The organism is Synechococcus sp. A15-127, assembly GCF_014280215.1.
GTDB lineage: Bacteria > Cyanobacteriota > Cyanobacteriia > PCC-6307 > Cyanobiaceae > Parasynechococcus.
In genome coordinates this window covers 2,400,402-2,419,818 of sequence record NZ_CP047948.1, presented here as the reverse complement: position 1 = coordinate 2,419,818, position 19,417 = coordinate 2,400,402, and the positions used below count along the sequence as shown (strand labels likewise).

Genomic DNA, 19,417 nt, shown 5'->3' with positions numbered 1-19,417 from the left:
CCTCTCACCGCCTGCGCTGCCGGCGCCATTCCGATGGCCAGGGGTCACCGTCGAGCAGCAGATGCAGCCAGACGCTCGCCTCAAGGCTCAGCAGCACCGCCAGAGCTGATGCGGGATGGCGACGGACTCCTTGCACGAGCGCCTGGATCAGTTCAGAGAGGGATTGTCCGGGCAGCAGCGCCATCACCAGACCGGCCCAGCCAAGCAACAGCAGCAGACGCAGCAGCGTGCCGATCACGGGACCGTGGGACCAGAACGAGCGATGCGGCAACAGGGTTCGGTAAGGCCACCAAAGCCACTGCAGCGCTCCCCAGCGATGAAGGGCTAGTGATCGGGTGTCCAGGTCGGGTGAAAGCCAAAGCCCTCCGATCAGAAAGGAGGCTGCGGCGATCAGACCAGCCTGCCAGCCCAGAACCAGCGCGACCACGAGGCCCCAAGGCAGGCTCCAGAGAGCTGTGGCGTGATCGTGATTCCGGCCTGAGGCCATCGCCGTGTTCAGGCCATGCTGGGTTCAGCGTGCCGCGTTGAGGCAGAATCCGCTCCATCGGGCGATTAGCTCAGCGGTAGAGCACCTCCCTTACAAGGAGATTGTCACTGGTTCGATCCCAGTATCGCCCATTGGTCCATTCAGGTCCGTCACTCCGGTTGATCTCCGTGTGTTCATGCCACAGGTGGAACGAAAGAAGTTGTGTCGGGAGATCGATCAGCACAATCAAACTGCCCTGCCTTTCCCTTTCGGGTTTTGTATAGCTTTCAGCCTGCCATTTTTCTTGGGGAGGCATCAGGCTTCCCGACAAATACTCAGGTGGTGATGGCTGACGTCATCTCCATCGTTTGAAGCACTGGATGCTGAAACGGTTCTGGGAAACTGAAGCCATCGGACGAATCGTGATTGTGAGGCTGAGTGTTGTTTGATTCCACTTTTGCAGGAACCGCTAGCGATTCACTCCCCCAGGTGAGCTAAAGATGCTGAGAATTGTCTGAAAGTTGTTGCCTGAACCGGTGCTTATATCGGGCATCACGATCACTTTGTCCAAGGAGTCACCGGCTGTCACTCACTGCCTTTCCCCGTTGTGTTCGCCGCGAGCTTGCTCGGTTTCGGCGGGATGGCTATAAGAAAATGTCCCGCCTGGCTTGCGCTTCGTGAAAATCTCGCAATCCATTGGAATTCAGTTGCAAAAACGGAAGGAACTGCTCTACAACCTCGGCGCGATTTCCTCCTATACGTCGATGCTGATATTTCTTTGGCATGGCATCGTCATCCTGTCGTCCAAGCAGCAGCCAAAGCACACGCTTGTTTTGTATGCCGCGTCTACATTGTTTTCAATTCTTGTGATGGCTCCCTACAAGTGGGATAAAAAGTGGATGCGAATTAAAACGTCGATTGGTATGACTGTTTTCGGCCTTTCGTTGCTGATCTATCTGTTCTGTTTCTGGGCGTACTGATTTTTCTGCCGCGGGAATCTTTGCGATGATCGATCGGCATCATCTCGGATTCAGTAACGGAAGCTCGGCCGTGTTGTTCTGTAAGCATGGCCAAAAGTTGCCTGATTCCACGCTTGATCGGCTCGAACATGTCCGTGTCCTGATGCGGCGGATGGCATGAAGGTTCCGAAGTTCCCGGTGCTGCTGTGCCGATAGTTATAGCCACCGCCGTAATGAGGCGTTGAAAAATAACTGTGATTCTGAGCGACGGCAGGAGTTGCGCTCAGAAGGGAAGCAACGACACAGGAGGCCAATGAGCGAATCATGGATTTTCATTCGGTCTGGTTCACTTCACTGTGATCAACTCTTTTCACCTATGGGTGAGCATTGCCTGAGAGGTATTTTGGAATTGCCTGGTTAGATGATGATGGTTTCAGCGAATGCTGATGTTGTATTGCGTCATGTTGCTGATTAAAATCTTGAGTTGATGGCGGGTGATGGAGGTCTGTTTAATCATATGCTCACGATTTTCGATGGGTGCCATGCCCTCAAGCTTTTCCAGGATTTTGCTAATCACCATGCAGCTCTGAATCACACTCGCTGGGCTTTGTTGAAATCTATTGATCCGTTTTGGCTTAACTCTTCACGCAGTGATTGTCTGGCCGACTCGATCAACTCGCTGGCATGGCGTTGTCGATGGAGCGATCTCAGCTGTTGAGGTGAAGCGGATGTAGGAATGGAACTGGTGCCCTGAGATCCTTCCGGGATTTGCATGTCGACTGCTTCTCTTTCCATTCAGCCTTTCATGGCCGCGATCTCTGGATAGAAGAAGCAGCTCAGTGCTGCATGAGAACTTGATGAAGCCCAACGCTCGTTGACTGTTCAAGGTCACAGGGTCAGAACCTCTGAAGTTGAGTCACCGCTGTCGCAGCCTGTCAAAAGGCGCTGCAGCGATGACCTGCCTCTGTTCGCTGGAGGCTCAGAAGGATCAGAAGCAGAAGGGAAGGAACTGGGTGCGGCAGGCCGCATAGCCGTCAATCAGGGCGCCGAGGCCGATCTGGTGAGCGATGCCGGCACCGGTGAGGCCTTCGGTGAGGATTCCGATCACGATTCCGAGCATGGCCGCGCGTCCGTTGAAGAGCTCAGCACGCTTGAGCTGCTCAAGATGAATGTCGCGGGCAGCAGTGGACTGAAACCACGTCTCGTTGGTTTGGTTGGACTGCATGACCGTTAAGCGATTGATACAAAATGTAACGCGTTTGTTTCGATTTGTCTCCTGCCCGTTTCTCCGCTCAGCGAAGCTGATACCTCTCGCCAGGGCTGGAATTCAGCCAGCGGGTCTCGGCAGGCAGGCATGTCGCTGTCTCTGCAGCCGACCCGGCCATCTGCAGCAGGCTGCTGAGCGCTCCTTCGAAGCGAACATCGCCGCCTGATGTGCTGGCGAGGACGGTTCGAGGCTGGAAGCGTTTCACCAGCTCTGGCACGACGGAGCAGCCTTTGACGAAGGCCCCTGCCAGCGGCAGTCCGAGATCCACCATCGGTGTGATCACGGCATCCAGTGGTTGCGGCGGAAGACTGGGATCGAGGAAGCCGTGTGGCTCCAGATAAAGCTGGCCGTCGGGATGGTGCAGGAGATAGCCGTTCTCCACCTGCGGGACAGGTGCGCCGGCAGTGGCGCGAATGGTCAGCTGTTGATGTTGGCTGCTTTCACCAGGCTTGAGCTCCGTCACCGCGTGGAAGCCGAGTGACTTCACCACACGGGCAGCAGCAACCGAGCCGACCACCGGCAGATCCCTGGGCAGCAGGCGCAGCGTTGCTGGGTGGGCATGATCAGCAAGTCCCTGGGTGAGCAGCAGCAGATCGAGGTCACCAGGAATCGGCTGTTCTGTTCCGAGTTCCCCTCGGAGAAACCAAGGCCCTGGAGGGAAGCTCAGCATGCCCCGCAGCCATGGATCCACCAGGATCCGCAGCGAGCCGATCTCGAGCAGCCAGCCGTTCGCTCCCAGATAGGTGGCAGCGAGGGTCATGACGTGAGCTGCTGCCGATCCCGGCAGCGTTGACAGAGGCCGAAGAATTCAAGCGTGTGAAACAGCAGTTCAAAATCTCTCTGAGTGTCCTGGGGCACGCTCAGGCCTTGGATCGGGCAGTGATCAAGCGGTCGTGTTTCTCCGCAGTCCACGCAGGTGAGGTGGTGCCGGTCCTGTTCCACCGGGGCATACAGCCCCTCGCCGGTCGGCAGATGGCGACAGCGCACCATCCCCTTCTGCTGCAGTTGTCTCAGGTTGCGGTACACCGTGGCGAGACCCATGGCTGAGGGGCCACCAGCCAGGCTGCGGTGCAGCTGCTGCCCGCTCATTTCGTTACCGCAGTCCCTGAGGGCGGCGAGCAAGGCTCTCTGACGGGTGCTTGGGGCGGGCAGGGTGTTTGTCATCCGATCAATGCGCCACCAGCCAGCGTCCACCGACGCTAATCAAGACAAGCCCAGCCATGCCGATTCGCCAGTTTCGGTCGAAGGATCGCATCAGCCGCTGCGACAGCACCACTGCTCCGGCCCATCCGATCACCACCACAAGGGTCTGTGCAAATCCGATCACATGCGGGTCCGCCTGCCATTGGGGCCAGCCTTCAGGCAGCAGCGTGCCGCCTTCACCCATGCCGAGGGGCAGATGGCGCGCCAGCAGCAACGACCAGAGCAATGGCAGGCCGGCGTAGAGCCAGCGGCGGTCGAGCCAGAGTCCCGCCATGGCGGGCAGGGCGAGCGCCAGCACCGCGATGCTCAGCCGTGGAAGCAGAGCTCCCTCCTGAAGTGAGTCAGGAGTCAATGGCAGCCAGCCGAGCAGTCGCTGCCAGTGATGCAGACAGATGCCGCCGGCCAGCACGAGGATCAGACCTCGTTCCCCATCAGGGGGCTGCATGCGCGGCTGAAGGTCCGCGGCAGGCGGTCGCAACCGCAGCTGGACGGAACGGTTCGGGCAAGCCTGTGCGCAGGTCAGACACAGCACGCAGTCGCGATTGTCACTGAGGTGAGCCGGGTGCGTGCCCAGAGGACAGCCCTTGCTGGCCAGCCCTTCGCCGTCCGCAGGCCCCCCTTTGAAACAGGCGTAGCTGCTGCAGCTGCCTCCGCAGGTGCCCGCTTCAGCCCGCAGTTCCAGGATCGAGAGTTTGGCGAACAGGCCGTTCATGCCGCCCACGGGGCAGAGATGCCGGCACCAGAAGCGCTTTTCAAACACCAGGGAACTCAGCACGGCACCGGCGGTGATCAGCAGCAGCAGACAACTGCTCAGCCAGGCCGTGTCCTCCAGATTCCACACCTCCTCCCACACCAGGATTGCGGCGAATCCAGCCGCCAGCAGCGGAGCGGCCCAGCGATCACTGTCGCCATTGGGCCAGACCCGCTTGCGCCAGGGAGTCAGGCGCTGAGCGATCTCACCCCAGACCATGAAGGGGCAGATGGCACACCAGAGACGACCCACCAGCGGATAGGTCAGCAGGATCAGCGGCCACCACCAGGCCCAGAACAGGATCAGAACCGGATTCTCAGCACGGTTCTGGGGGCCGAGCCAGAGCGCCAGATTGGCCGCCACGAACAACCAGCTCACCAGGCCGAACAACAGACCGTTCCAAAGAGAGGGGGAACGCATCCATTCGCGCAGTTGCGGTTTCCAGCGCCAGAGGTCAAAACGAAGCCTCCGTTCCCGTTGGTTCGTCCAGAACACGGCTTCCGGCAACACCGTCGGCGGTGCTGCGGCGCTGGTCTGCCCCACCTGACTGTCCTGATGGGCCTGGCGCAGGGCTCGATCCACCAGATGTTCCAGTTCGCGGATGTTGTTTGGAAAGTCGTGGTTCTGGAGGCGACGCACGATCGAGTCCGGCAGCTGCGGTGCTCGGTTCCAGCCCCGATTCGTGCTCTGCAGCCGCAGCTGGTACCGCAGCCAGTCCCCCAGGTCGGAGCGGCGCACCCGCAGAGGAGGCACCCTGATGGAGATCACGATGGCATCGAGGCATGGGACGGGGCTCTCACTGGTGAACATCACCCGCCCTTGAAATCCCGGTTCCTGACCGCGGGCCAGGGCCACCAGCCGCTGCTGCAGAGATGGTTCTATCCGATCGATGCCACTCACCAGCAGGCTGTTCTCTCCCAGATGGTCGAGAAGCTGGCGACCACTTCCCTGCAGATCCGCCGGGTCCAGGCGCAGCAGCAGACGACGACGCTCCCCGGAACCGAAATGGATGAGAGCCGCGAGATTGTCCTTCTCGAGACCAGGTTCACCACTGATCAGCACGGGCCGGCGATCAGCGTCACGGGCAGCCTCCAGCACGGCGGTGCGCAGACGCTGGGCATAGCGACTGGATCCCACCACCCCTCGGCGCGCCCGCCCCAGTACGTAAGGAGCGAGTCGTTGGAAGTCCGTGCCGGAGTCAGGCACCAATCAGCTGTTCGCTCAGGTTCCAGAGGCGTTCGCGTTCCACTGGATTGTTGGCGGTCGGGGCGACGCGACAGCGGCTGGGGTGGCCTCGAAGGCCACCGAGCCGGTTCGGTCCGTAGTGCTCTCCGCCCTGGGCCGAGGGGGCAGTGGCGGCATGCAGCTGGGGCAGGGCTCCCATGGCAGCGCTCTGGAACAGGGGATCCATCAGTCGATAGACCAGGGCTTCGGCTCCGTTGCCGCCACTGGCGATGGCGGTGGGTTGCAGCTGGGTCCGAGCCAAACCGGGGTGGGCAGCCAGGGAGCGGATGGTGCTGCTGCGCTGACGTAAACGGGCGTCCAGCTCCAGAGCGAACATCACGTTGGCCAGCTTGCTCTGGCCATAGGCGCCGTAGCGCTCATAGCGCTGTTCCCAGTTCGGATCGTCCCAGTGGATCCGTCCGAAGTACTGGGCACCCGACGTGACGGTCACCACGCGGGCATCCGGACGGTTCTCCATCAGGGGCAGCAGCGCTTGGGTGAGGGCCTGGTGCCCCAGGTGATTCACTCCGAACTGAAGTTCATGACCTTGAACGGTGGTGCGGCGAGGGGGCGCCATCACCCCGGCATTGTTGATGAGCAGATCGAGATGGCCGTAGCGATCGCGAACGCTTTCGGCAGCGCGTTTCACGCTGCTCAGGTCGGCCAGGTCAAGCTCGAGCAGCTCCAGTCGGCTGAGACCCTGATCCTGCAGCTGTTGCTGTGCTGCTTCGGCTTTCCTGCTTGAGCGGCAGGCCAGAATCACGGTTGCCTGACGGGCGGCGAGTGCCTGGATGGTTGCCAACCCGAGGCCGCTGTTCGCACCAGTGACCAAGGCAAGGCGACCCTCCTGCGAGGGGATGTCGTCAGCGGTCCATGCCACGGGAGATCACTCTTCCGGGAAGAGCAGTTCGGCCAGTTCGTCAGCATCCACGTCGTAGACACGGGCGAGGCTGGTCTCGATGGCGCTGGTCACCTCGCCGGGCAGGAAACGCATCGAATTGAGTGCGTCCTCGGCGATGTCGTCCGTGAGGAGTTGCTCCTCACCATCGAGCTTCTCGTCGTTGATCACCGCCATCACCCAGCTCTGATAGGCGTAGACCAGGTCGGCGAACTCAAGTTCGGGATCGTTCAGGTCCAGGGCCATCGGGGGTCCAGCCGTTCCTTCCAGTCTGACCTTTCGCCGGAGAGGATGAAGCCCATGGATTCCGCTGATGTCACTGGCCTCCAGGCCACCCTCTTCGATTTCGCGATCACAGAGCTGGTGCGTCAGCACCGTCAGAGCTTCCAGCCGCTCTGGACCCGCGACAGCTGGGTCAAGCTGTTGATCTGGCTGTCTCTCAACTGCGGCTCCCGTGGAGATGAGGAAGGGATGAAACAGTTCGTCGATGCCCTCGGACCTGTTGTCATATCAAGGATGCGTCGTGTGTTCTTTGAGCGGGAACTGGATGATCTCGATCTGCAGGTGATGGGTGATCCTGCGGAGCAGCACGTGCTGGTGTTGCCGATGGCTCCAGGTGTGTCGCTCGATCTGGAACGGGCCACCGCTGCCGTTCAGCGGGTCGGTCTGCAGGAGCTGGTGGTGGCCGACCAAAACCGCTGGCAACAGCTGGATGCGGTGGTGGCGATTCCGAGGCTGGAGCTGGCGACATGACGTTGATCGGCCGTTACCGGAATGGCGGTTTCGAGGCCGTTGCCGATGCCGTGATCGAGTTTTTCGGCCGTCGGGAGGATCTGCAAAGGCCGGGGCTGGCTTTCGGGCCTGCCGGAGAAGGGGAGCCGGCCAAGCAGAGCACCGATATCAGCCTGGTGGCCATCGACCGCAGCGATGCAGAAGCCTTCGCCTTGTCCCAGTTGATCGTGCGGGGTGTGAATGCTGGCCTTGAGCGGTACCTGCAGGAACGGCCGCTGTTCCGCGAGTGCTGTCCGGATCAGGAGTTGTTCGTTGTACCGATCTTCAATCTTCAGCACTACGCACCCGGAGAAGGGTTCAAGCGTTGGCACTGCGACTGGACCATCGGCGAGGAGGCCACTGAGCCGGTCCATCGCGTGCTGGCCTGGATTCTTTACTGCAATTCGGTTGATGAGGCAGGAACGGAGTTTCACTGGCAGGACCATCACGAACCGGCGGAGCGGGGCAAGCTCGTGATCTTTCCAGCCGGCCCGTCTCACATTCACAGGGGTCGGGTTAACGATCAGCAGAACAAGCTGATTGCCACAGGTTGGATCAATGCAGGATCAAGGGATGCTTATCTCACGCGCTTGGCAGCGGAGTGACGTTCATTGTTCAACGTCATTCTTCTTGCTGAACGTTGATCTGTGGCTCTGCTTCCTGCTGCTCGGGAAGCAGGCGCCGGTCGGCCTGGTGTCTGATCTCAAGTGTTTGCTGTTTTGAAGGCGGCCACTCCATCGGATAAACCTGCCGTTGTGGAAAGGGAATTCCGATGTCGTGTTCTTCGAAGCGGCTCCAGATCACCTGGCGAAGATCGCTTTCAACCTGAAATGCTTCCAGAGGATTCCTGACCCAGAAAAGAACTTTGTAATTGATGGAAGAATCTGCAAAACCGGTTGTGAAGGCTGCTGGAGCTGGGTACGGCAGAACCTTTTCATGTTCTTTGGCGAGTTCGACAAGAATCTCGATCACGCGGCCCGGTTCATGGTGATAGGCAGCTCCAACCTCCACGGCACCGCGACGTGACGTCTCCTGTGCTGTGAATGACTCCGCTTCCTGGGTGAAGAACGTCTGGTTGGGGATCAGCAACTCTGCGCCATCCCGTCCGCGTTTGAGTTGTGTGGCTCTCAGCCCCAGCTTTCGAACGGTGCAGGGATCACCATTGATCATCAGGATTTCACCAGGTCTCACGGTTCCTTCAAACAACATCCAGATGCTGCTGATGAAGTTGGAGATGATTTCCTTCAAGCCGAAGCCGATGCCGACAGACAGTCCTCCAGCGATCGTCACCATGGCGGCGCCGTTGATGCCGAGATAATTGGCGACAACAACAATTCCCACCCCGATCAGGCTGTACTGGAGGATGACTTCCAAGGCGATTCTGCTCTGTTTGCTGAGCCCGAAGAACTGGGTGAAGAAACCGGAGAGCAGTCCTGCCGGCTGTCTGGACAACGTGACAATGGCGTAACCCAACATCAAGGCTGTGAGCAATTTGCCGATGGTGAGCACAACGCCGAATACGGTTCCGATCGGGAGCATCGCCAAAGCATCTCGGCTGCCCAGCATCTGAAAAAACGTCAGGATGATGACCACGAGAACGACGGGTCTCAGGATCGTCTGATCAATCTCGTCAACTGGCCATCGTGGATGTCTTTCCTTGACCAGGTTTTTGATTGGAACCAGCGCACGCCAGAGCAGCCAAAGACCTCCCAGAAAGCTGAGGAAATGTCCGGGCAGCCCCAGAGCTCCCAGGAGGAATCCGCCCAGGAAGGCAAGGCCTGGTGTGACGATTCGGCGCACACCAATAGTCTGAATTCTGTGCAGCTGTTTGATGATCTGGTTTTCCAGAACCAGAAGGCTGACCATTATAATGATCTGCAGAATAACTTCGCCGCGTTGTAGATAACCCAGCCAGCCAATGGCTTCAACCAAAATACCTTGAATCATGATTTTTCCTCCATCATGGTTTCGATGATGAGATCGGTTGTTTCTTTCGGAGTTTTAATGTCGTAAATCGTTCGTTGCAGTGCTGTGGTGATCACCTTGTATCGAGCAGGATCTCTGAAAACCACCGAGTTGGTGAAGCTTCTTCGAAGTTCATCGCTGCCGCCTCGAAGCTCAAATTGAGCTAAGGCTTGTTCTCCTCCCACGATTTTTGAGGCAACAATCTTGGCGGCATTCTTATTCACAGGAAAGCTATTTCGGTTTTCCAGTACATAGGTTTTCTGGGCCCAGGGCTTTGTGATGAAATCCATCAGCCCGAGAGCTTTCTCTCGTTGAGCTTTGCTGGAGTTGAGGCCCAGTGACCAGACCTGGAGCTTTGTGATGGATTGGAATTTATCCTTGTTGATATTTTTTGGCAAAGGTGAAACGCCAAGCTTGTCTTTCAGCTTTCTGCGAAGTTCTGGAAGGCTTGAGCTCCAGCATGTGATCCAGTCGAGATTCCCTTCCAGAAAGGAGGAGCGCAGAGATTGTTGACTATTCATAAATCGTACATTCTGTTGATAGCTCATGTGTTCGAGCCAGTGAAGCCAATCAGTAATCTTCTTCTTCGACTGTGCGTCCGGTGCTGTTCCGCGCATCGCTGAAGCCATGGGCTGTTCGGCTCCGTACAATTCAGTCGTCCAGAAAATGTCTTTCAGGTTAAGTGACATCCCGAACGTTGTTTCTTTATGGATATCGTTCCCGAACTCCTGCTTGGTTTTTGGCGGATTTGTTATTTTCTCCTTGTTGTAACAAGCGACTTGGATGTACTGTGCCACGGGCCTGCCTAACAATTTTCCCTGGCGATTGGTGACCAGTTGGAAAAGGTGATCTGGAGTGCCCTCTCGCTGTGGAGTTGTGAGTTCAACGGTATCAATTAATCCCTTTTCGTGAAGAGCGTGAGTTGTGTTGCTGTCCGTGATGATGATGTCTGGTCCGAATCCGGCCCAGGTTTGGTTGCTGATCTGATTGACGAAATTTTCGTTGTCGTAGAGGGCTAGTTTGATTCTGATGCTTGAGTCGTAATCACGAAATTCCCGGATCACGCTTTGAATTTTTGATTGGAGCTCTTCGTAGTCCTCGGCGTTGACAATTTCTTCAATACCGACGGTTTTTGCCACTCTCAGAACCACCGGAATGCCGGCGTTGCTGGTGCCGCATCCGTTCATGCTGAGGCCGATGCCTGCAAAGGCGGCCAACATTGCCCAATGGCTGCGTCTGAGCACGGATCCACCAATCGTCCGCCCAAATTTATGTGGATTTCCCGGTTGAGTCCCCCTTTTGCGACCATGAGCCACGCACTGCTCCGCATCCGTGCCTGATCTGGCCAAGACCTACGACCCGGTTGGTACGGAAGCTCGTTGGCAGCAGGCCTGGGAGGACCAGGGGGCGTTTCATCCCGATCCCAGAGCCCTCGGTGAACCGTTCTCGGTGGTGATCCCACCGCCGAACGTGACCGGCAGCCTGCACATGGGCCATGCCTTCAACACGGCCCTGATCGACACGATCGTGCGCTACCAGCGCCTGGCCGGAAAGAACGTGCTCTGCCTGCCCGGCACCGACCACGCCTCGATTGCGGTTCAGACGATCCTTGAGAAGCAGCTCAAGGAAGAGGGCAAGACCCGCCACGACCTCGGCCGGGATGTTTTTCTGGAGCTGGCCTGGCAGTGGAAGGCCGAAAGCGGTGGCCGCATCGTGGGCCAGCTGCGACGCTTGGGTTATTCCGTTGATTGGAAGCGCCAGCGCTTCACCCTCGATGAGGGCCTGAGTGAAGCGGTGAAGGAGGCTTTCGTGCGCCTGCATGAGCAGGGGCTGATCTACCGCGGTGAATACCTGGTGAACTGGTGCCCCGCCTCGGGGTCGGCGGTGAGCGATCTGGAAGTGGAGATGAAGGAGGTGGACGGTCACCTCTGGCATTTCCGCTACCCGCTCAGCAGCGGCGAAGGCCATCTGGAAGTGGCCACCACACGGCCTGAAACGATGCTGGGCGACACGGCGGTGGCGGTGAATCCCACCGACGAGCGCTATGCCCATCTGGTGGGTCAGACCCTCACGCTGCCGTTTGTGGGGCGGGAGATTCCAATCGTGGCCGACGACCACGTGGAGAAGGATTTCGGCACCGGCTGCGTCAAGGTGACGCCGGCCCACGACCCCAACGATTTCGCCATCGGCCAGCGCCACGGTCTGCCCCAGATCACGGTGATGCGCAAGAACGGCACGATGAACAAGGAGGCGGGCCAGTTCGAGGGGCTGGATCGCTTCGAGGCCCGCAAGGCGGTGGTGGCCGGCCTCGACGACCTGGGGCTGCTGGTGAAGGTGGAGGACTACCGCCACAGCGTCCCCTATTCCGACCGCGGCAAGGTGCCGGTGGAGCCGCTGCTGTCCACGCAGTGGTTTGTCAAAACCGAGCCCCTGGCGGCCCGCTGTCGCGAGGCTCTGGAGAAGAAGGATCCCCGCTTCATCCCGGAGCGCTGGGAGAAGGTCTACCGCGACTGGCTCACTGACATCCGCGACTGGTGCATCAGCCGCCAGCTCTGGTGGGGCCATCGCATCCCCGCCTGGTTCGTGATCAGCGAGACCGGTGGCAAGTACACCGACACCACGCCCTACGTGGTGGCCCGCAACGAAGCCGAAGCCCTGGAGAAGGCCCAGGCTGAGTACGGCGCGGCGGCGGAGATCGAGCAGGACGAAGACGTGCTCGACACCTGGTTCTCCAGTGGCCTCTGGCCCTTTTCCACCTTGGGCTGGCCCGATGCGAGCAGCGCCGATCTGCAGCGTTGGTATCCCACCAGCACCCTGGTGACGGGCTTCGACATCATCTTTTTCTGGGTGGCCCGGATGACGATGATGGCCGGCGTCTTCACCGGCGAGATGCCCTTCCAGGACGTCTACATCCACGGCCTGGTGCGGGACGAGCAGAACCGCAAGATGAGCAAGAGCGCCGGCAATGGCATCGATCCGCTGCTGCTGATCGAGCGTTACGGCACCGATGCCCTGCGCTTCGCCCTGGTGCGGGAAGTGGCTGGTGCCGGTCAGGACATCCGCCTCGATTACGACCGCAAGACAGACACCTCCGCCACGGTGGAGGCTTCCCGCAACTTCGCCAACAAGCTGTGGAACGCCACTCGGTTCGCGCTGATGAACCTGGGCGGCGAAACCCCCGCCCAGCTTGGGGATCCCGACCCCGCTGCGCTGCAGCTGGCGGATCGCTGGATCCTCTCGCGTTTGGCCCGGGTGAATCGGGAGACAGCCGAGCGCTACAGCAATTACGGCCTGGGTGAAGCGGCCAAGGGGCTCTATGAGTTCGCTTGGAACGACGTCTGCGACTGGTATCTGGAGCTGAGCAAGCGCCGGCTCAATCCCGGAGAGAACCCCTCAGCCGAGGCCGTTGCGGATCAGCGGGTGGCCAAGCAGGTGCTGGCCAAGGTGATCAGCCAGATGCACCTGATGCTGCATCCGCTGATGCCCCACCTCACCGAGGAGCTCTGGCACAGCGTCACCGGTGAGCCGGAGACCAGCTTCCTGGCGTTGCAGCCATGGCCGGCACTGGAGGAGAGCGCTTTGGATGATGCTTTGGAAGCCTCCTTCGCCGAGCTGATCGCTGCCATCCGGGTGGTGCGCAACCTGCGGGCGGTGGCGGGCCTCAAGCCCTCCCAATCGGTGCCGGTGCGCTTCGTCACCGGCCGCGGCGAGCTGGCGGCTGTGCTGACCAAGGGCACGGCTGACATCACGGCGCTCACACGGGCGGAGTCGGTCGCGGTGATGGCACCGGCGGAGGCCGACGCGGCTCCGGTGGCCAAGGCCCTGGCGGGGGTGAGCGGCGAGCTGCAGGTGCTGCTGCCGATCGAAGGCCTGGTGGATCTCGATGCGCTCAAGGGTCGTCTGGAGAAAGACATCGCCAAGGCGGAGAAGGAGATCAAGGGCCTGGCGGGCCGGCTGGGCAATCCCAACTTCGCCGACAAGGCACCGCCGGAGGTGGTGGCCGAATGCCAGGCCAACCTGGATGAGAAGCAGGCTCAGGCGGATCTGGCCCGCAAGCGCCTGGCCGACCTCAGCTGAGTGCCGCTTTGATCCGTGTTGATCGCTTGAGCAAGACCTACCGGGTTGCTGAGAAGCAGCCCGGGCTGGCCGGCACCCTGCGCCATTTCATCCGCCGCCGCACCCGGGACGTGACCGCGGTGCAGGACGTGTCGTTCGCGATCGAGCCCGGTGAGATGGTGGGCTTTCTCGGTGCCAACGGGGCCGGCAAAACCACCACCTTGAAGATGCTCTGCGGGTTGATCCACCCCAGCGCTGGTGATGTGCAGGTGGCGGGGTACCGGCCGCAGCGTCGTCAGGCGGAGTTCCTGCGCCGGATCACCCTGGTGATGGGCCAGAAGCAGCAGCTGCTCTGGGATCTGCCGCCGATGGATTCCCTGCGGGTGAATGCGGCGGTGTATGGCATCCCCGATGGGGTGGCCCGGCGGCGGATCAGCGACCTGGCCGATCTGCTGGAGCTGGGGGAGGAGCTCACCAGGCCGGTGCGCAAGCTTTCCCTGGGCCAGCGGATGAAGGCCGAATTGCTGGCGGCGCTGCTGCACGAGCCAGAGGTGCTGTTCCTCGATGAACCGACCCTGGGGCTGGATGTGAATGCCCAGGCCAGGGTGCGGCAGTTTCTGGCGGACTACAACCGCCGAACGGGTGCGACGGTGCTGCTCACAAGCCACTACATGGCTGACATCACGGCGTTGTGCCCCAGGGTGCTGCTGATCCACCAGGGGCGGTTGTTTCACGACGGTCCCCTTGATGCCCTGGCCGATCAATTGGCGCCGGAGCGGGAGGTGCGGCTGGAGCTGGAGTCACCCACGACCCCAGAGGCTCTGGCGGGGTTGGGGCGTCTGGAGCAGTTGGAGGGCTGTGATGTGCGGCTGCTGGTGCCCCGTGACCAGCTCACCGCCGTGGTGGCGCAGCTGCTGGATCGCTTCCCGGTGCGCGATCTGGATGTGACCGATCCGCCGATCGAGGAGCTGATCGGTGGGTTGTTCCGGCAGGGGCGGTTCTGATGCGGATCTTCGGGCTGAACCGCAGGATCATCCGGGTGCTGCTGGGGTCCCAGTACGCCCACATGCTCGAGTACCGCGCCGAGATCGCCCTCTGGGCTCTTTCCGGGGTGCTGCCGTTCATCATGCTCAGCGTCTGGAGCGGCAGCGAGGCCCGCTCAGGCTTGGGGCTGGATGGTGTGGCCCTGGATCGCTATTTCCTCAGCGCTTTTCTGGTGCGCCAGTTCTCGGTGGTGTGGGTGGTCTATGCCTTCGAGGAAGACGCTCTTCTCGGCCGGCTCTCGCCCTACCTGCTGCAACCGCTGCATCCGCTCTGGCGTTATGTGGCGGCCCACCTCGGTGAGCAGCTCACCCGTCTGCCCTTCGCGGCCCTGATCGCAGCCGTGTTCTTTGCGGTGCAGCCCCAGGCCTTCTGGCTGCCTTCTTTGGGGGGCTTTGTGCTGGCTTGGCTCGCCACCTGGATGGCCTTTGCCATTGCTTTCCTGTTCCAGAGCTTGATCGCGGCCCTGTGCTTCTGGAGTGAGAAGGCCAGTGCCCTGGAGCGGCTCCAGTTCATTCCCTTCCTGTTCCTTTCCGGCCTGCTGGCTCCGCTCACGGCTTTTCCGCCGGCGGTGCGGGCCTTGGCCCAGTGGACGCCCTTCCCGTATCTGATCGACTTTCCCGCCCGGGTGCTGGCAGGCCAGCCGGTGGACCTGCTGGCGGGCTTCGGGGCGCAACTGGCCTGGATTGCCCTGCTGTTGCCGCTGGTGCTGCTGCTCTGGCGTGCCGGCGTGCGCCGTTACAGCGCCATGGGGGCCTGATGGGGCGGTACTGGCGGACGTTGCGTCGCTTCTGGAGCACCGCCGTGGCGGTGCAGTTGGAATACCAGGCCAACGTGTTGATCGAGCTGCTGGCGGTGGCGATGAGCCTCAGCGGCAGCCTGTTTCTGCTTTCGCTCTTTTATGGCCCCGATCAGACCCTGGGGGGTTGGAGTTGGGCCCAGGCCCTGATGGTGCAGGGGCTCTACACCGTGTTCGATGGCATGGCCACCACCTGGCTGCGCCCGAATCTTGGGGCGATCGTCACCCATGTGCGGGAGGGCACCCTGGATTTCGTGCTGCTCAAGCCAATCGACAGCCAGTTCTGGTTGTCGCTCCGCACCCTGTCTCCGGCTGGGTTGCCGGAAATTGGCCTGGGGCTTGTGCTGCTGGCCTGGGGCAGCCATCAGGCCGGCGTAGTGCTCACCTTGTCCTCACTGCTCACCGTGCTGGTGATGCTGCTGGCCGGTGGCTTGATCCTTTATTCGCTCTGGTTCCTGATCGCCGCCACCAGCATCTGGTTCGTCAAAACCTGGAATGCCACCGAGGTGTTGCGAGCTCTGCTGGCTTCGGGGCGTTACCCACTCACTGCCTATCCGCCCGCCCTGCGCCTGCTGTTCACCCTGGTGTTGCCGGTGGCGTTTCTCACCACGGTTCCGGCCCAGGTTCTGCTGGGTGAAGCCGCCGCTCCGATGTTGCTGGCGGGTCTTGCGCTGGCTGTCCTGTTTTTCGCTGCTGCCCGCGCGTTCTGGCTGTATGCCCTGCGGTTTTACACCTCGGCGTCCAGTTGAGTGCAATGCTCCGCACCGTGGGTGCGACGGTCTGTCTGATGTCAACGCTTCAGCAATGGCTCCCTGATCTGTTGGAGGTTCTGCGCTCACCGCTGGGGGCGGTGGCCTTCATTCCCCTCTATGCGCTCTGGGTGACGCTGCTGCTGCCTGGCGTGTGGGCATCGATGGTGGCGGGGGCGCTCTACGGCACCTGGATCGGCAGTGGACTTGTGTTCCTGGGAGCCTGTCTTGGAGCGGAAGTTGTGTTTCTGCTGGGTCGCAGCTGGCTGCGGGAGTGGGCGAGAAGGCGGTTGCAGCAGGTGCCGAAGCTGCAGGCGGTGGAACAGGCCGTGAGTCGGGAGGGCTTGAAACTGGTGCTGCTCACCCGGCTGTCGCCGGCGTTTCCGTTCTCCCTGCTCAACCTGGCCTACGGCCTCAGCGAGGTGTCACTCCGGGACTACAGCGTTGGTTTGATCGGCATCATCCCCGGCACGGTGCTGTTCTGCGGCCTCGGAGCTCTGGCGGGCGATGTGGCTCGCTTCCGGGAGGTGCTGGCCGGGGAGGCAGATCCACTGACCTGGGCTCTGCGGGTGGCCGGTGTGCTGGCGACGGTTGGGGTGGTGGTGCTTGTCAGCAGGACTGCGCGGCGCGCACTTCATGACGTGGAGTCGTCGCTCTGATCCGGGTCGGGCAGGGGCCAGTCGCGCAGAGCAGCGATCAGGATGAACCAGCTCAGGCGCGTGCGGGAGATCGGGCCGCGGCGCTGCTGCAGCTCAGCCAGCTTGGCTCGGCCGCAGTCGGTCTTGATCCAGCGGTGAAGGGGCTGGTTCGTCATGCGTTCAGCAGACCTTTCAGCTCATTTTCATCGATCACCTTCACGCCAAGGCTTTCGGCTTTGGCGAGTTTGCTGCCAGCCTCTTCACCTGCCACCAGATAGTCGGTCTTCTTGCTGACGCTGCCGGTCACCTTGCCGCCGGCGGCCTCGATCAAGGCTTTGGCATCACTCCGGCTGAGGGTCGGCAGGGTTCCCGTGAGCACCAGGATCCTTCCGGCGAGAGTTTGATCAGCATCTGAGCCGGAGCTTGACCGGTCGTCTGGTTCCGCCTTCAGGTTCAGTCCCACACCCTTGAGCTCCTCCAGCAGCTGATGGTTGGCCGGGTTGGCAAACCACTGGCTGAGGCTGCGGCCGATCTCCGGTCCGATGCCATGCAGGGCCGCGATGCTGTCCGGCTGTTGACGGGTTGCTTCCGCCAGTTCATCCACGTTTGGGAAGGCGGCGGCCAGGGCTTTGGCATTCACCTCACCGATGTGGCGGATGCCAAGCCCATAGAGCTGTCGTGGCCAGGGTTTTCCGGTGGATGCCTCCAACGCACGCACCAGGTTGGCGGCGGACTTCTCCCCCATCCGCTCCAGACTTGCCAGCAGGGCGGCATCCAACCGGTAGAGATCGGCGATGGAACGCACCAGCCCGCGTTCCACCAGCTGCTCGATCAGCTTGCCCCCAAGACCATCCACATCCAGGGCACCCTTGCTGACCCAATGGCGCAGGGCCCCGCGCAGGATCGCCGGGCAGCTGCTGTTGATGCAGCGGGTGGCCGCCTCCTGCTCCTCCCTCACCAGGGTGGAACCACATTCCGGACAGACTGTGGGGAGGCTGACGGGTTTGGCATCAGCAGGCCGCAGCTCCGCCAGAACCCGCACCACCTCCGGGATGATCTCGCCGGCCTTGCGCACCACCACGGTGTCGCCTTCATGCAGGGCCAGTTCTGTGATGCGGTCGGCATTGTGCAGCGTCGCCCGGCTGACGCTGGTGCCGGCCAGAGCCACCGGTTCGAACTCGGCCACAGGGGTGACGGCTCCGGTCCGTCCCACCTGAACCACCACGCGAAGCAGCCGGCTGGGGGCTTCCTCAGCCGGGAACTTCAAGGCGATGGCCCAGCGGGGCGCCTTCTGAGTGAACCCGGCTTCATCCTGGAGACGCAGATCATTCAGCTTCACCACCACGCCATCGGTGGCGTATGGCAATGCGTTCCGTTGCTGTTCCCAGCGATCGCAGAAGCCGCGGATGGCCGCCAGATCCGGGCACAGCTCGCGGTTGGGATTGACGCGGAAGCCGGCCTCGATCAGCCACTGCAGCGCTTCCCATTGGGACGTGCCCTCCACTTCAGGTGGCCGATGCAGGGTGTAAGCGAAGAAATCGAGGCGGCGCGCCGCCACCACCTTGGGGTCCAGTTGCCGCAGGGTGCCCGCGCAGGCATTGCGCGGATTGGCGAACAGGGTCTCCCCCCGCTCCTCTCGCTCGGTGTTGATCGCAGCGAAGGTGTCGTCGGGGATGAAGGCTTCACCACGCACTTCCACCCATTCGGGCGGGTCTTCGATCTGAAGCCGCAAGGGGATCGAACTGATCGTCCGCACATTGGCGGTGATCTCTTCACCGCTGGCACCGTCTCCTCGGGTGGCTGCCCGTTCCAGCACCCCATGGCGGTAGCTGAGGGCAAGAGCGTTGCCATCGATCTTCAGTTCACCCACCAGTGGCAGTTGCGTGTCAGCTGGACGATCCAGCACCTTCAGCAACCGTTCATGCCAGGCGGTCAGTTCGTCCTGATTGAAGGCATTGTCGAGGCTGAGCAGAGGGATGCGGTGGGCAACGCTGACGAATCCCTCCGCCGGAGAACCGCCGACGCGTTGGCTGGGGCTGTCGGCGCTGACCAGGCGTGGGTCGGCCTGCTCGAGATCAACCAGTTCCCGGTAGAGGCGGTCATAGACCGCGTCCTCCAGCAGGGGGGCATCCAGCACGTAGTAGGCATGGGCTGCCCGGTTGAGCAGAGCCCGCAGTTCCGCGGCCCTGGCCTGCCCCTCAGGCATTGACCCGGTTGATGCGCGCGATGCGCCAGTTGTCCTCCACCTTGGTGAAGGTGAAGTCAAGAGGCAGCTCGTCGTCGTTGTCTGCCTTCAGTTTCACGGTGAGGATCACGTCGCTCTCCTGCATCCGGGGCCGCCCGGACTTGAGATTGCGATAGCGGTTGAGTTTGAGGCCGGCGAGGAAGCGCATGAACTGCTGGCGGTTCACATGCTGCCGGTAGCCCTTGGTGGTGAGCAGGTAGGCCGCATCGATACGACCGGCAGCCACCTGGGTGAAGAATTGCTTGATCAGTGGATTGATGCCGCGGGCGCTGAGCACCAGGCGAACCGCGGTGTATGTCCAGAACAGGAGCAGAGCCCCACCACCGGCCAGCAGGGCCTTGATCCCCACCTCGCGTACAAGACCCAGTTCCATCGCCTGCCTTCA

The 19,417-nt window shown here is 61.3% G+C and carries 22 protein-coding genes and 1 tRNA gene; 10 read left to right on the top strand and 13 right to left on the bottom strand.

What is annotated here, in order from left to right; translation table 11 throughout:
• Nucleotides 1-4: 4 nt before the first annotated feature.
• Entirely contained in the window at nucleotides 5-487 is a 483-nt protein-coding gene (locus SynA15127_RS12885; protein ID WP_186484428.1) for a metal-binding protein, read from the bottom strand.
• Nucleotides 488-546: 59 nt separating this feature from the next.
• On the opposite strand from SynA15127_RS12885, the gene SynA15127_RS12880 reads away from it, so the two are divergent.
• Nucleotides 547-618, top strand: a tRNA-Val gene (locus SynA15127_RS12880).
• A 525-nt stretch (nucleotides 619-1,143) separates the two neighbouring features.
• Entirely contained in the window at nucleotides 1,144-1,446 is a 303-nt protein-coding gene (locus tag SynA15127_RS12875) for a hypothetical protein (RefSeq protein ID WP_186484427.1), read from the top strand.
• 412 nt (nucleotides 1,447-1,858) lie between these two features.
• On the opposite strand, the gene SynA15127_RS12870 is transcribed toward SynA15127_RS12875, so the two are convergent.
• The 7 genes from SynA15127_RS12870 to SynA15127_RS12840 form a co-directional block, all read right to left on the bottom strand.
• Nucleotides 1,859-2,005: a hypothetical protein gene (locus tag SynA15127_RS12870; protein ID WP_186484426.1), complete on the bottom strand. Its 147-nt coding sequence runs from the start codon at nucleotides 2,003-2,005 to the stop codon at nucleotides 1,859-1,861.
• A 408-nt stretch (nucleotides 2,006-2,413) separates the two neighbouring features.
• Nucleotides 2,414-2,650, bottom strand: a complete 237-nt coding sequence (locus SynA15127_RS12865; protein ID WP_186484425.1) for a chlorophyll a/b-binding protein — start codon at nucleotides 2,648-2,650, stop codon at nucleotides 2,414-2,416.
• Nucleotides 2,651-2,717: 67 nt separating this feature from the next.
• The gene (locus SynA15127_RS12860) at nucleotides 2,718-3,452 is read right to left on the bottom strand and encodes an MBL fold metallo-hydrolase (protein WP_186484424.1); all 735 of its coding nucleotides are present in this window, start codon (nucleotides 3,450-3,452) and stop codon (nucleotides 2,718-2,720) included.
• The gene (locus SynA15127_RS12855) at nucleotides 3,449-3,856 is read right to left on the bottom strand and encodes a transcriptional repressor (RefSeq protein WP_186484423.1); all 408 of its coding nucleotides are present in this window, start codon (nucleotides 3,854-3,856) and stop codon (nucleotides 3,449-3,451) included. Before SynA15127_RS12855 ends, SynA15127_RS12860 begins: the two co-directional genes overlap by 4 nt.
• 4 nt (nucleotides 3,857-3,860) lie before the next feature.
• The gene (locus SynA15127_RS12850) at nucleotides 3,861-5,855 is read right to left on the bottom strand and encodes a 4Fe-4S binding protein (RefSeq protein ID WP_186484422.1); all 1,995 of its coding nucleotides are present in this window, start codon (nucleotides 5,853-5,855) and stop codon (nucleotides 3,861-3,863) included.
• Nucleotides 5,845-6,750: an oxidoreductase gene (locus SynA15127_RS12845; RefSeq protein ID WP_186484421.1), complete on the bottom strand. Its 906-nt coding sequence runs from the start codon at nucleotides 6,748-6,750 to the stop codon at nucleotides 5,845-5,847. Before SynA15127_RS12845 ends, SynA15127_RS12850 begins: the two co-directional genes overlap by 11 nt.
• A gap of 6 nt (nucleotides 6,751-6,756) precedes the next feature.
• On the bottom strand, nucleotides 6,757-7,014 hold the full coding sequence (locus SynA15127_RS12840; RefSeq protein WP_186484420.1) for a hypothetical protein: 258 nt from the start codon (nucleotides 7,012-7,014) through the stop codon (nucleotides 6,757-6,759).
• Nucleotides 7,015-7,068: 54 nt separating this feature from the next.
• Here SynA15127_RS12840 and SynA15127_RS12835 point away from each other — a divergent pair, with 54 nt between their 5' ends.
• Together SynA15127_RS12835 and SynA15127_RS12830 are read left to right on the top strand one after the other, a co-directional pair.
• On the top strand, nucleotides 7,069-7,521 hold the full coding sequence (locus SynA15127_RS12835) for a protein phosphatase (protein WP_186484419.1): 453 nt from the start codon (nucleotides 7,069-7,071) through the stop codon (nucleotides 7,519-7,521).
• Nucleotides 7,518-8,144 carry a 2OG-Fe(II) oxygenase gene (locus SynA15127_RS12830; RefSeq protein WP_186484418.1) on the top strand — a complete coding sequence of 209 codons (627 nt, stop codon included), beginning with the start codon at nucleotides 7,518-7,520 and terminating at the stop codon, nucleotides 8,142-8,144. The genes SynA15127_RS12835 and SynA15127_RS12830 overlap by 4 nt, the downstream gene beginning before the upstream one ends.
• 16 nt (nucleotides 8,145-8,160) lie before the next feature.
• Here the strand turns inward: SynA15127_RS12830 and SynA15127_RS13620 are convergent, their stop codons facing one another.
• Nucleotides 8,161-8,748: a mechanosensitive ion channel family protein gene (locus SynA15127_RS13620; RefSeq protein WP_370594052.1), complete on the bottom strand. Its 588-nt coding sequence runs from the start codon at nucleotides 8,746-8,748 to the stop codon at nucleotides 8,161-8,163.
• On the opposite strand from SynA15127_RS13620, the gene SynA15127_RS13700 reads away from it, so the two are divergent.
• Nucleotides 8,656-9,441, top strand: a complete 786-nt coding sequence (locus SynA15127_RS13700) for a hypothetical protein (protein WP_370594055.1) — start codon at nucleotides 8,656-8,658, stop codon at nucleotides 9,439-9,441. The genes SynA15127_RS13620 and SynA15127_RS13700 overlap by 93 nt on opposite strands.
• A gap of 41 nt (nucleotides 9,442-9,482) precedes the next feature.
• Here SynA15127_RS13700 and SynA15127_RS12820 read toward each other — a convergent pair whose 3' ends face one another.
• Complete coding sequence (locus tag SynA15127_RS12820) at nucleotides 9,483-10,748, bottom strand: extracellular solute-binding protein (protein WP_186484416.1); 1,266 nt, start codon at nucleotides 10,746-10,748, stop codon at nucleotides 9,483-9,485.
• 88 nt (nucleotides 10,749-10,836) lie between these two features.
• On the opposite strand from SynA15127_RS12820, the gene SynA15127_RS12815 reads away from it, so the two are divergent.
• Genes SynA15127_RS12815 through SynA15127_RS12795 form a run of 5 tightly spaced genes read left to right on the top strand, consistent with a single transcriptional unit; the run spans nucleotide 10,837 to nucleotide 16,808 of the window.
• Complete coding sequence (locus SynA15127_RS12815) at nucleotides 10,837-13,581, top strand: valine--tRNA ligase (protein WP_186484415.1); 2,745 nt, start codon at nucleotides 10,837-10,839, stop codon at nucleotides 13,579-13,581.
• 8 nt (nucleotides 13,582-13,589) lie between these two features.
• On the top strand, nucleotides 13,590-14,564 hold the full coding sequence (locus SynA15127_RS12810) for an ATP-binding cassette domain-containing protein (protein WP_186484414.1): 975 nt from the start codon (nucleotides 13,590-13,592) through the stop codon (nucleotides 14,562-14,564).
• Nucleotides 14,564-15,361, top strand: a complete 798-nt coding sequence (locus SynA15127_RS12805; protein ID WP_186484413.1) for an ABC-2 family transporter protein — start codon at nucleotides 14,564-14,566, stop codon at nucleotides 15,359-15,361. The genes SynA15127_RS12810 and SynA15127_RS12805 overlap by 1 nt, the downstream gene beginning before the upstream one ends.
• Nucleotides 15,361-16,149 carry an ABC transporter permease gene (locus SynA15127_RS12800; protein WP_186484412.1) on the top strand — a complete coding sequence of 263 codons (789 nt, stop codon included), beginning with the start codon at nucleotides 15,361-15,363 and terminating at the stop codon, nucleotides 16,147-16,149. Before SynA15127_RS12805 ends, SynA15127_RS12800 begins: the two co-directional genes overlap by 1 nt.
• Nucleotides 16,150-16,187: 38 nt before the next feature.
• Nucleotides 16,188-16,808: a TVP38/TMEM64 family protein gene (locus tag SynA15127_RS12795; protein WP_255475671.1), complete on the top strand. Its 621-nt coding sequence runs from the start codon at nucleotides 16,188-16,190 to the stop codon at nucleotides 16,806-16,808.
• Here SynA15127_RS12795 and SynA15127_RS12790 read toward each other — a convergent pair.
• From SynA15127_RS12790 to SynA15127_RS12780, 3 genes are read right to left on the bottom strand one after another with little or no spacing between them, the layout of a single operon-like run.
• The gene (locus SynA15127_RS12790) at nucleotides 16,784-16,963 is read right to left on the bottom strand and encodes a hypothetical protein (RefSeq protein WP_186484410.1); all 180 of its coding nucleotides are present in this window, start codon (nucleotides 16,961-16,963) and stop codon (nucleotides 16,784-16,786) included. The two genes, SynA15127_RS12795 and SynA15127_RS12790, sit on opposite strands and share 25 nt — an antisense overlap.
• A complete protein-coding gene (gene ligA / locus SynA15127_RS12785; protein WP_186484409.1) occupies nucleotides 16,960-18,993 on the bottom strand; it encodes an NAD-dependent DNA ligase LigA in 2,034 nt (677 codons plus the stop codon). The genes SynA15127_RS12790 and ligA overlap by 4 nt, the downstream gene beginning before the upstream one ends.
• Nucleotides 18,986-19,405, bottom strand: coding sequence for a hypothetical protein (locus tag SynA15127_RS12780; RefSeq protein WP_043693608.1), 420 nt, complete (start codon nucleotides 19,403-19,405; stop codon nucleotides 18,986-18,988). Before SynA15127_RS12780 ends, ligA begins: the two co-directional genes overlap by 8 nt.
• Nucleotides 19,406-19,417 lie beyond the last annotated feature (12 nt).

What these genes read in the sequence shown, in the direction of transcription:
- SynA15127_RS12885 (WP_186484428.1), bottom strand. Translation starts at nt 487, where the DNA reads ATGGCCTCAGGCCGGAATCACGATCACGCCACAGCTCTCTGGAGCCTG.
- SynA15127_RS12870 (WP_186484426.1), bottom strand. Translation starts at nt 2,005, where the DNA reads ATGGTGATTAGCAAAATCCTGGAAAAGCTTGAGGGCATGGCACCCATC.
- SynA15127_RS12865 (WP_186484425.1), bottom strand. Translation starts at nt 2,650, where the DNA reads ATGCAGTCCAACCAAACCAACGAGACGTGGTTTCAGTCCACTGCTGCC.
- SynA15127_RS12860 (WP_186484424.1), bottom strand. Translation starts at nt 3,452, where the DNA reads ATGACCCTCGCTGCCACCTATCTGGGAGCGAACGGCTGGCTGCTCGAG.
- SynA15127_RS12855 (WP_186484423.1), bottom strand. Translation starts at nt 3,856, where the DNA reads ATGACAAACACCCTGCCCGCCCCAAGCACCCGTCAGAGAGCCTTGCTC.
- SynA15127_RS12840 (WP_186484420.1), bottom strand. Translation starts at nt 7,014, where the DNA reads ATGGCCCTGGACCTGAACGATCCCGAACTTGAGTTCGCCGACCTGGTC.
- SynA15127_RS12835 (WP_186484419.1), top strand. Translation starts at nt 7,069, where the DNA reads ATGGATTCCGCTGATGTCACTGGCCTCCAGGCCACCCTCTTCGATTTC.
- SynA15127_RS12830 (WP_186484418.1), top strand. Translation starts at nt 7,518, where the DNA reads ATGACGTTGATCGGCCGTTACCGGAATGGCGGTTTCGAGGCCGTTGCC.
- SynA15127_RS13620 (WP_370594052.1), bottom strand. Translation starts at nt 8,748, where the DNA reads ATGTTGTTTGAAGGAACCGTGAGACCTGGTGAAATCCTGATGATCAAT.
- SynA15127_RS12805 (WP_186484413.1), top strand. Translation starts at nt 14,564, where the DNA reads ATGCGGATCTTCGGGCTGAACCGCAGGATCATCCGGGTGCTGCTGGGG.
- SynA15127_RS12800 (WP_186484412.1), top strand. Translation starts at nt 15,361, where the DNA reads ATGGGGCGGTACTGGCGGACGTTGCGTCGCTTCTGGAGCACCGCCGTG.
- SynA15127_RS12795 (WP_255475671.1), top strand. Translation starts at nt 16,188, where the DNA reads ATGTCAACGCTTCAGCAATGGCTCCCTGATCTGTTGGAGGTTCTGCGC.
- SynA15127_RS12790 (WP_186484410.1), bottom strand. Translation starts at nt 16,963, where the DNA reads ATGACGAACCAGCCCCTTCACCGCTGGATCAAGACCGACTGCGGCCGA.
- ligA (WP_186484409.1), bottom strand. Translation starts at nt 18,993, where the DNA reads ATGCCTGAGGGGCAGGCCAGGGCCGCGGAACTGCGGGCTCTGCTCAAC.
- SynA15127_RS12780 (WP_043693608.1), bottom strand. Translation starts at nt 19,405, where the DNA reads ATGGAACTGGGTCTTGTACGCGAGGTGGGGATCAAGGCCCTGCTGGCC.